Source organism: Synechococcus sp. R5-13, assembly GCF_047462015.1.
In the GTDB taxonomy this organism is placed as follows: domain Bacteria; phylum Cyanobacteriota; class Cyanobacteriia; order Thermostichales; family Thermostichaceae; genus Thermostichus.
Genome location: NZ_JANSIL010000053.1, coordinates 20074 through 28193 on the forward strand (window position 1 = coordinate 20074; position 8120 = coordinate 28193).

Below are 8120 nucleotides of genomic sequence, written 5' to 3' on the forward strand. Positions count from 1 at the left end.
TGGTCGATCTCTACCTTAAGTCCGAGTGGTAGGGGGTTGCTCTTCGGTTTTGCCCCTTCCGCCACTGTGACCGTTAGCCAGGTTCTCCTAGGGATCTCGCCAAAAGGCATAGATTAGCGCTTATGATTTAGTAGTAAACCTTTAGCTTTTCTTGATGTCCATGAAGGCCATTACCTTGCACCAACTGCAAATCTTCGAGGTTGCCGCTCGTCACTTGAGCTTTACCCGCGCTGCAGAAGAGCTTTACCTGACCCAGCCCACGATTTCCATGCAGATCAAGCAATTGAGCAAAGCTGTAGGGTTGCCGCTGTTTGAACAGGTGGGCAAGCGGCTGTATCTCACCGAAGCGGGGCAAGCTTTACACCAAACCTGCGAGAAGATTTTTGAACAATTGAATCAATTCGAGATGACCCTTGCCGACCTGAAGGGGCTAAAGCAGGGACGGCTGAGCATTGGAGTGGTCACCACTGCCAAATACTTTATTCCCCGTCTGCTGGGGCCATTTTGTCAGCAGTATCCCGGCATTGACGTAGCTCTTAAGGTGCTCAACCGCCAGCAGGTTTTGGAGCGGATGAGCAACAACATGGACGATCTCTACGTGATGGGGATGCCGCCAGAAGATCTGGACGTGGTGGCGCAACCTTTTCTGGAAAATCCCTTGGTGGTGATGGCCCCCATTCATCATCCGCTGGTGGGCCAAAAGCGGATCCCTCTGGCGCGCATTGCCCAAGAACCTTTTTTAGCCCGTGAACCCGGCTCCGGCACCCGCATGGCTGTAGAGCGGCTCTTCGACAAGCATAACCTGAAACTCAACATCCGCATGGAGATAGGCAGCAGCGAAGCCATTCGCCAGGGCATTGTGGGTGGATTGGGCATTTCGGTTTTGTCTCAGCATGTGTTGGCCTTGGGGGGGTGGCAGCATCATCTGGCTATTTTGGATGTGGAAGAGTTTCCCATTCGGGGGTTCTGGCATTTGGTCTATTTGCGCTCTAAACGTCTTTCGGTGGTGGCCAAAGCTTTTGCCGACTTTCTTCTTTCCCAGGTTTCTCAAATGGAGCTGGACTTTGTGGCTAAAGAGCAGCACAAATCCAATTCAAATCCCAATCCAAATCCGCTTTCCGGCAAAGAGGCTGAAGCACAGCCGAGAGCTCTTGTCGCAACCCCCGGATCCCCTCAAAGTCGTGAGTGAACAATACTCGCAAAAACCCCAGGTAAGCCCGCGCCCACTCGTCTTCCGGATCCAGCTCGACGATCTGTTGAAAATGCAACTGAGCTGCTTCCGGTTGCAGCAGCACCGCCAACAGCAAGCCCAGTTGGTAGTGGCTCTGGATTTGCTGGCTCAGTTGGCCTTGGGCAGCAGCCTGTTGCCGTTCCCCCTCCAGCAGTTGCCGTACCAGGATGCGATCTGGATCCGTCAAAAAAGTCGGGTATTGCAGGGTTGTCCAGGCATTGAGGTAAAGGGAGAGGGCCTGCAGATCCCCAACAGCGGCAGCTCTGGCCGCCCTGCGGAGAGGAAACAAGGGATCCGTTACAAGGAAGGGGCCTTCCTTCGGGAAGCTCGACAGGGATCCTCTCCAGGATTGGTGTAGGGAATGGCGGATCCCTTTGGGCGACTGCCATTCCAGGTGGAGAAGGCCACCTCTTGGGAAGTCGGTTGTGGGCAGCGTCAAGATCTCTTCCACCAGCCAGCCGCCTGTTGAGTTGAGCTGCAGGCGATTCTGCCCCAGCACCCAGGCCCGCTTCTCCAAAACCCGTCCTTGCCCATCTTCCAGCCGCGCCCAAACCAGCGTCTGGGCCAAGTTCTGAGCTGGGCCTTGCCAGCGCAACTTCCAGGCCGGGATCCCCAGCTCCAACAGCGCCTCAACCTCCACCAGCTCCACCTCCTCAGCTTCAAGAGGCCACTCCTGTACCGTCACCTTTGAAAAGCGAGGGAAGTAAGTGTGCAGCCGACCCACCGTAGGCAACTCCACCGCCGGATCTTGTCGCCAGTCTGGGCTGCTGCGCAGGTGCTGCCGGATCTGCTCCTTAGTCGGGCCATAAGGGCCAATAATTCCCTGTTCCCCTTCGGCATCCACAAACCCATCCAGCAAGGATAGCTCCAGCTCCGGCCAGGGGGTTTGCCCAGCAGCGCGGAATGTAACCGGCCAGCGCTGAAGAGCCGACAAGTAGGTGAGGGTTTCGGAAGAGATCAGCTCTGTGTTGGGGAGAACCCCCAGCGTGGTGGTCAAACCTGGCTGGATCAAGGATTGGATCCACTGGGTCAGCTCCTGCGTGGGGTGCTTCCCCTGCCAGCGCATCTGGATCCCCGTCCACAGAGGGGCCACCCCTGGGGTGAGGGGCCGACCCAAATTGGCCAAGGCCAAGCAGCCCAGAACTAGCCCTGCACAGACTCCCCTTTGCAAAGCCCACGCACCCCAGCGTTCCTCCAACCACCGGCAAGCCTTTTGGATCCCGCCTGCTGATAACACGGCCAAGAGAGGCAGCAGGGGTAGGGTGAAGCGCACATCTTTGATGTCCACCAGGGTGTAGAGAAGGTAGCCGGAACCGTAGGTGGCCCACAAGACTGCCTCTCGCCTGTCCAGGGATCCCCACCCGCTCAGCAGCGGCAACCCACACAAAAAAGGGCTCATCTGCAGGGGCAAAAGGCGCAAGTAGGCAGTCCACCAGCACAGGGATCCCGCTGGGCAAGTGATGTAGTAGTGGGCAGTCTCGGCGTAAGCCCAGCCATTGCTGAGCACAAACAGCCAATTGGCCCCATACCAGGGCCAGCACAAAAGCAGCATCACACCCATCCCCAAGGCCAAGTGGGCCAGCCGCGCCGGCCAAGGGATCCCTTTCCACCACCCCACCGCTTTCCCAGAGCGCCAGAGGGCCTGACCTGCAACTCCCACCAAAGGCAGCAGCAAAAACAGCACCCCTGTCCACTTGGTGAGCAGCACCGCCGCCACCCCCGCCCCCACCCCCACCGCCCCCCACCAGGAAGGCTTCTCCCCATAGGCCCACAGCGCCCAAAACGCCAGCGTCACCGCCACCACCAGCGGCAACTCCAACATGTACACGTGGGCCAAAGCCGTGATCCCCGGATAGAGGAGCAGCAGCGCCGCCGCCAGCCAGCCCACTTCCCAGGAGCGATAGACCCGCTGTCCCAGCCGCTGGGTTGCCAGAACCAGCACCCCCAGCAACACCAAGTTGAGCAACTGCCCGTCCGCCCGGCTGAAGGGATGCAGAGCCGCCAAGGGGATCCCCAGCCAATAGGCCAAAGGGGGGTAGCGCTGGTTCAAATGCAAAAACTGCTGACCCCACAGCCCATCCCAGCGAAACCGCTGCAGGTGAAGCCCAAACGCCTGCGCCTGCAGCAGATGCTGCGCCTCATCCCACGCCGGCGGCAAGGGATCCGTCCAATTCCAGATCACCAGCAGCAGCAGGGCCACCATCCCCAGCCCGGCCCACCACCGCAGGCAAGGGATCCCCGGCCTGTGGGGTCTCTCCGGCAATGTCTCTCTCTCCTCGTCTGTACCGTTCATGCTTTGAAAACAATCCGCAGAGATTCAGCAGACATTGGGATCCCTTGCAACTGCCACCTGGCCTTGCCCCCCAGAGCTAAACTCAACCTGTGTCATTCTCAGCGCTCCTCCCATAGACCGAGAGCTTCAGCATCCCATGATCGCTCCATCTGCCGGCCCAGAAGGGGTTTGGATCCTTGCGGATCAACTCCACCCCCAGCAATCCGCCCTCGCTTCCCTCTCGACCCTATCCCCAGACCGAGTTCCCGTCATTCTCATCGAATCTCACCGGTGGGCCAGCTCCCGCAACCACCATCAGCAGAAATTGGTGCTGGTCTGGTCGGCCATGCGCCACTTTGCCCAAGAACTGCAACAGCGGGGCTACCCGGTCACCTATGTGGAAGCGGAAGGCTTTGCCGAGCCGCTGCAAACCTGGGCCAAGCAGCATCAACTGCAGCAGATCCGCCTCATGCAGCCCGCCGATATTCCCGTCCGAGATGAAATAGAAAAGCTGAGATCCACCCTCCCTTGCCCCCTCCTGATCTTGGAAAACAACCACTTCCTCTGGACAGCTGATCAATTTATCGAGTGGGCCTCAGGCCGCAAGCGCCTGCTTCTGGAAGACTTTTACCGCGAAGGGCGAAGACGCTTCCGCATTCTCATGGATGGCCCCAAGCCCCTGGGCGGGCGCTGGAACTACGACCGGGAAAACCGCCATCCCCCCAAACCCGGAATGCGCTACCCCCAGCCCCTCACCTTTTCCCCCGATGCCATTACCCAGGCTGTCATCGCAAAAGTTAGGCAACACTACGGCCATCACTTCGGATCCTTAGAAGGATTTGGCTGGGCCGTCACCCGCGCCCAAGCCCTGCAAGTGCTTGATCATTTCATTCACGAGCGCCTGCCCCACTTCGGCCCCTGGCAAGACGCCATGCAAGCCGGGGAAGACTTCCTTTTCCACTCGCTGCTTTCTCCCTACCTCAACTTGGGCCTGCTCACCCCCCACGAAGTCATCGCTGCCGTCGAACAAGCCTACCATCGCGGCGGGATCCCCCTGTCCTCCGCCGAAGGCTTCATCCGCCAGATCCTGGGCTGGCGAGAGTACATGCACGGCTTCTACGAATACCAAATGCCCAACGGCTATGCCCAGAAGAACTTTTTTGACCACCGCCGACCCCTGCCCCACTTCTTCTGGACCGGCGACACCGACATGGCCTGTCTGCGGCACACCCTGGATCAAATTCGCCGTCATGGTTATGCCCACCATATCCAGCGGCTGATGGTGCTCAGCAATTTCGCCCTCATCAGCGGCATCCAACCCCAGGCAGTGGAAGCGTGGTTTCAGGATGTGTTTATCGACAGCTACGACTGGGTGATGCAGCCCAACGTCATCGGCATGGGCCTTTTTGCCGATGGGGGCATGCTCTCCACCAAACCCTATGCCGCCTCTGCTCAGTACATCCGCAAAATGAGTGACTACTGCCGCCATTGCCGCTACAATCCCAGCGAAAAGGTTGGCAAACAAGCCTGCCCCATCAATACGTTGTATTGGGACTTCCTGTTGCGTCAGCGATCCCTCTTAGCCCCCTTGGGCAGAATGAAATGGGTATTGATCCATTTGGATCGCATGGAACCGGAGCTGAAGGCCCAGATCCAGGCGCAAGCCGCTGCTTGGTGGGATCCCTTGCAATCTGCACTCGACGAACAGAGTCCATCTCATTTGCAATCTGTCTAAGCACCAGAAGATTAAGCATCCGGTAAAATTGAGGCACCCTCCTACCCACCTGTCGCTTTGTAAGGACTGCAAGCCATGAAATGTCCCCGCTGCAGCAAACAAGAAATCCGAGTTTTGGAATCTCGTTCGGCAGAAGGCGGCCAGAGTGTGCGGCGGCGGCGAGAATGCATGTCCTGTGGCTACCGCTTCACCACCTATGAGCGCATCGAGTTCATGCCCATCATGGTCATTAAACGGGATGGATCCCGCGAAAGTTTCAACCGCAACAAGATCCTGCAAGGGGTGATGCGTGCCTGCCAAAAAACCCCCGTCACCGTCAGACAGATGGAAGAGCTGGTCAATGAGATCGAAGAAAAACTGCAATTGGAAGATGCCCAAGAGGTAACCAGCCTGCGCATCGGCGAGATGGTGCTGGAGCGCCTGCAACACCTAAGTGAGGTGGCCTACGTGCGCTTTGCCTCCGTTTATCGCCAGTTTCAGGGTATAAAAGACTTTGTCAATGAGCTGGAACAGTTGGAACCACCTCTGCGACGGGATCTGGAGCGGCTGCTGCAGGACTCCTCTGCCTCAGATTCCGAATCTTCAGGCTCCCCGGACTTGGTGGGGGAGTATTCGTGACGTGGGAACGACAGCGCAAGCCGGCCCTCCCTGGAAGCAGCGGGGAAATGGCGCTTGTGGGCCGGAAAAATTGCTGTGAAGAGATCGCCCATTCCAAAGGCTTAGCGGTATGCTTGGGGTAGCAATCGCGGCTTACACTAAAGCTAGAGCTGCACGCCTTTAGATTGCCGGTGTTCAGCACTATCCTTGGAGATCCCTGATATCTTGGATCCCTCTGTGTCAAGCTGTCCCAGCCCCCTGTCCTTCCGAGTCGATCCCAATTTATGCAATACGGTTTTCGGGGTTCTAGCCCCTCTGGCGCTCGCAACAGCAACAGTAACCCCAGTGGCTTTCGCTCCCCTGCCGCAATGGAGACGGGGCCAGGGGTGGTGCCGATTCAGGTGTATCAACAAGTGGCCGAAGAGTTGGAGTCTGCCCGTCAGCAGGTAAGCCTGCTTTCCTCGGAAAACCAGCACCTGCGCGCTCTGCATCAGCAGTTGTCTGGAGAGCTCGCTGCCATCACCCGAGAGTTCCAGGGGCAATTGGGCCACACCCTGAAGCGCCTGCAGCAAATCAGCCTACGGCTTGCTGACGCAAATGGCCAGGCTGCCCAAGTTGCTGCAGCTTCTGAAGCCTCTTTCCAACAGAACAGCCCGACTGCCAATCCCGGCCAACCGGAAGCCCCTCCCAGCTACGATTTTTTGAATCGCCTCAAGCGCCGACAGGCCCGCAACGAGACCCCCTCCTTCTCATCCAACGGCTTTGCCCCGTCCTCCTTTGATTCCCTTCGCCACCCTTCCACCCACACCTCTGCCGAGCCCTACCCCCGCACTGGCTACCAGGTTCCTTCCCTGGACGAGTTGATGCAGGATAGGGGCGGCCCGGATCCCTATCTCGGCGAGGCAGACTCCTCAGCCTATTCCACCGGCATTTATCAGCGGGTACGGGAGCAACATCACGGATCCCAGGGCTCTGCCGTACTTTGGATGGCCGCTGCAGTCGTCTTAGTCATTGGATCGTTTGGGTTGGGATTTGTAGCCGTACAGCCGTTTTTGCGCAACAACCCACCGCCCGTGCAAGCACCCTGAGAGCTATTCACAGGATGCTCCAAAAGCCCGCTGGCGGGATTAGGATGCCCCCAATGCACTCCGCACCACTGACGAATGACCAGGGGTTATATCTGTGATCCAGGCTGTCGCTGCTCCTCTGACGCCTAACACATTCTTCGAGCATATGCCCGACGAGGGCCGCTTTGAGCTGTGCAATAGAGTCACGGTCAAAATGCAGCCCACAGGTTCTCACAAGCAGGTGGCGAGCTTTTTGGCATAGCGGTTAGCGGTGCCCACGCGCAAATCCAGCAAGATCAAATCCGCTTTTTTGCCCACCTCCAAGCTGCCGATTTCCCCTTCCAGACCCAGACAGGCGGCACTGCCTTGTGTAGCCATCCACAAAGCCTGTTGCGCCGGCAGAGCAGCTCCATCCCCCGATCCCAACCGCTGCAGAAACACCGCCAACCGCATCTCCTCGATTCGATTTCTTCAGCCCCCACATGCACACAGTGGGCGGCCAAGGTCTGAGCACTCAGGGATCCCCAGCGTTTCAAACACTGCACCGGGGTCAATCCATAGCGAGCCTGTAGAGTTTCCACTCCCCGGCGAGTTTCCGCCAAGTGGGTGTGCAGCCCCACTCCATACCTTTGGGCTAGAGCGGATCCCTGGACAAAACTCTCAGGATGGCCAGAATAAGGAGCATGGAACCTGACCCAGATGTAAATTTGCCCCTCCCCGCGTCCATGCCAAACCTGGATCAAAGCCTCCGTGTCCGCCAGGGATTCTCCCACTCCCCTCGGTTCGTCGATCACCTGTGGGCTGAGGATCCCTCGTAACCCCGACTGCAAGCTCACTGCTGCTGCTAGATGTCGATAGATGCCAAGAGTAACTACGGATAGGGATCGTGAAGTTGGATTACATCCCCCCCTCTCCCATGCCGTACACGAAGACCGCTCTGGCAGAACGAGCCAACTGGTGTAGAGCAGGTAACATGGCAAGCTAATGGTCGACAAAACTGTTACCTCACTAGCTTGCCTTCACCCAATGGTGTCAGCTTTCAGGTAGAGAGGCTTGACGGAAGCCAACCCCCCTATTGATTGGGTTCCTCTTGATTGGGTTAGGGTGGTGGGCCTGGCACCGAGCTAGGTTGCCAGCAGGTCGCCCTGCCAGTAGATTCGCCGCTGATGCGTTTCACGTCCGAGTTCGGGATGGGTCGGCGTGGTTCCACATCGCCAT

The 8120-nt window shown here is 58.1% G+C and carries 6 protein-coding genes, 1 rRNA gene and 1 pseudogene; 4 read left to right on the forward strand and 4 right to left on the reverse strand.

Features of this window, described 5'->3' with window-relative positions; all coding sequences use genetic code 11:
• Positions 1 to 160 precede the first annotated feature (160 nt).
• Complete coding sequence (locus NW840_RS04480; RefSeq protein WP_414342643.1) at positions 161 to 1189, forward strand: LysR substrate-binding domain-containing protein; 1029 nt, start codon at positions 161 to 163, stop codon at positions 1187 to 1189.
• Here the strand turns inward: NW840_RS04480 and NW840_RS04485 are convergent.
• Positions 1071 to 3524, reverse strand: a complete 2454-nt coding sequence (locus NW840_RS04485; protein WP_414342641.1) for an ArnT family glycosyltransferase — start codon at positions 3522 to 3524, stop codon at positions 1071 to 1073. The two genes, NW840_RS04480 and NW840_RS04485, sit on opposite strands and share 119 nt — an antisense overlap.
• A gap of 136 nt (positions 3525 to 3660) precedes the next feature.
• Between NW840_RS04485 and NW840_RS04490 the strand changes: the two genes are divergently transcribed.
• The 3 genes from NW840_RS04490 (at position 3661) to NW840_RS04500 (ending at position 6923) form a co-directional block, all read left to right on the forward strand.
• Positions 3661 to 5238, forward strand: coding sequence for a cryptochrome/photolyase family protein (locus tag NW840_RS04490; RefSeq protein WP_414342642.1), 1578 nt, complete (start codon positions 3661 to 3663; stop codon positions 5236 to 5238).
• Positions 5239 to 5313: 75 nt separating this feature from the next.
• A complete protein-coding gene (gene nrdR / locus NW840_RS04495) occupies positions 5314 to 5856 on the forward strand; it encodes a transcriptional regulator NrdR (protein WP_011433544.1) in 543 nt (180 codons plus the stop codon).
• Between the two features lie 263 nt (positions 5857 to 6119).
• Positions 6120 to 6923: a hypothetical protein gene (locus NW840_RS04500; protein ID WP_414328720.1), complete on the forward strand. Its 804-nt coding sequence runs from the start codon at positions 6120 to 6122 to the stop codon at positions 6921 to 6923.
• Between the two features lie 210 nt (positions 6924 to 7133).
• Here the strand turns inward: NW840_RS04500 and NW840_RS04505 are convergent, their stop codons facing one another.
• From NW840_RS04505 to rrf, 3 genes and pseudogenes are all read right to left on the reverse strand, one after another.
• A complete protein-coding gene (locus NW840_RS04505) occupies positions 7134 to 7355 on the reverse strand; it encodes an amidohydrolase family protein (protein WP_041436618.1) in 222 nt (73 codons plus the stop codon).
• Between the two features lie 20 nt (positions 7356 to 7375).
• Positions 7376 to 7897: pseudogene (locus NW840_RS04510) on the reverse strand (amidohydrolase family protein); the annotation flags it as partial.
• A gap of 116 nt (positions 7898 to 8013) precedes the next feature.
• Positions 8014 to 8120: ribosomal RNA gene (rrf, locus tag NW840_RS04515) — 5S ribosomal RNA — on the reverse strand; the annotation flags it as partial.

What these genes read in the sequence shown, in the direction of transcription:
- NW840_RS04480 (WP_414342643.1), top strand. Translation starts at nt 161, where the DNA reads ATGAAGGCCATTACCTTGCACCAACTGCAAATCTTCGAGGTTGCCGCT.
- NW840_RS04485 (WP_414342641.1), bottom strand. Translation starts at nt 3,524, where the DNA reads ATGAACGGTACAGACGAGGAGAGAGAGACATTGCCGGAGAGACCCCAC.
- NW840_RS04490 (WP_414342642.1), top strand. Translation starts at nt 3,661, where the DNA reads ATGATCGCTCCATCTGCCGGCCCAGAAGGGGTTTGGATCCTTGCGGAT.
- nrdR (WP_011433544.1), top strand. Translation starts at nt 5,314, where the DNA reads ATGAAATGTCCCCGCTGCAGCAAACAAGAAATCCGAGTTTTGGAATCT.
- NW840_RS04500 (WP_414328720.1), top strand. Translation starts at nt 6,120, where the DNA reads ATGCAATACGGTTTTCGGGGTTCTAGCCCCTCTGGCGCTCGCAACAGC.
- NW840_RS04505 (WP_041436618.1), bottom strand. Translation starts at nt 7,355, where the DNA reads ATGCGGTTGGCGGTGTTTCTGCAGCGGTTGGGATCGGGGGATGGAGCT.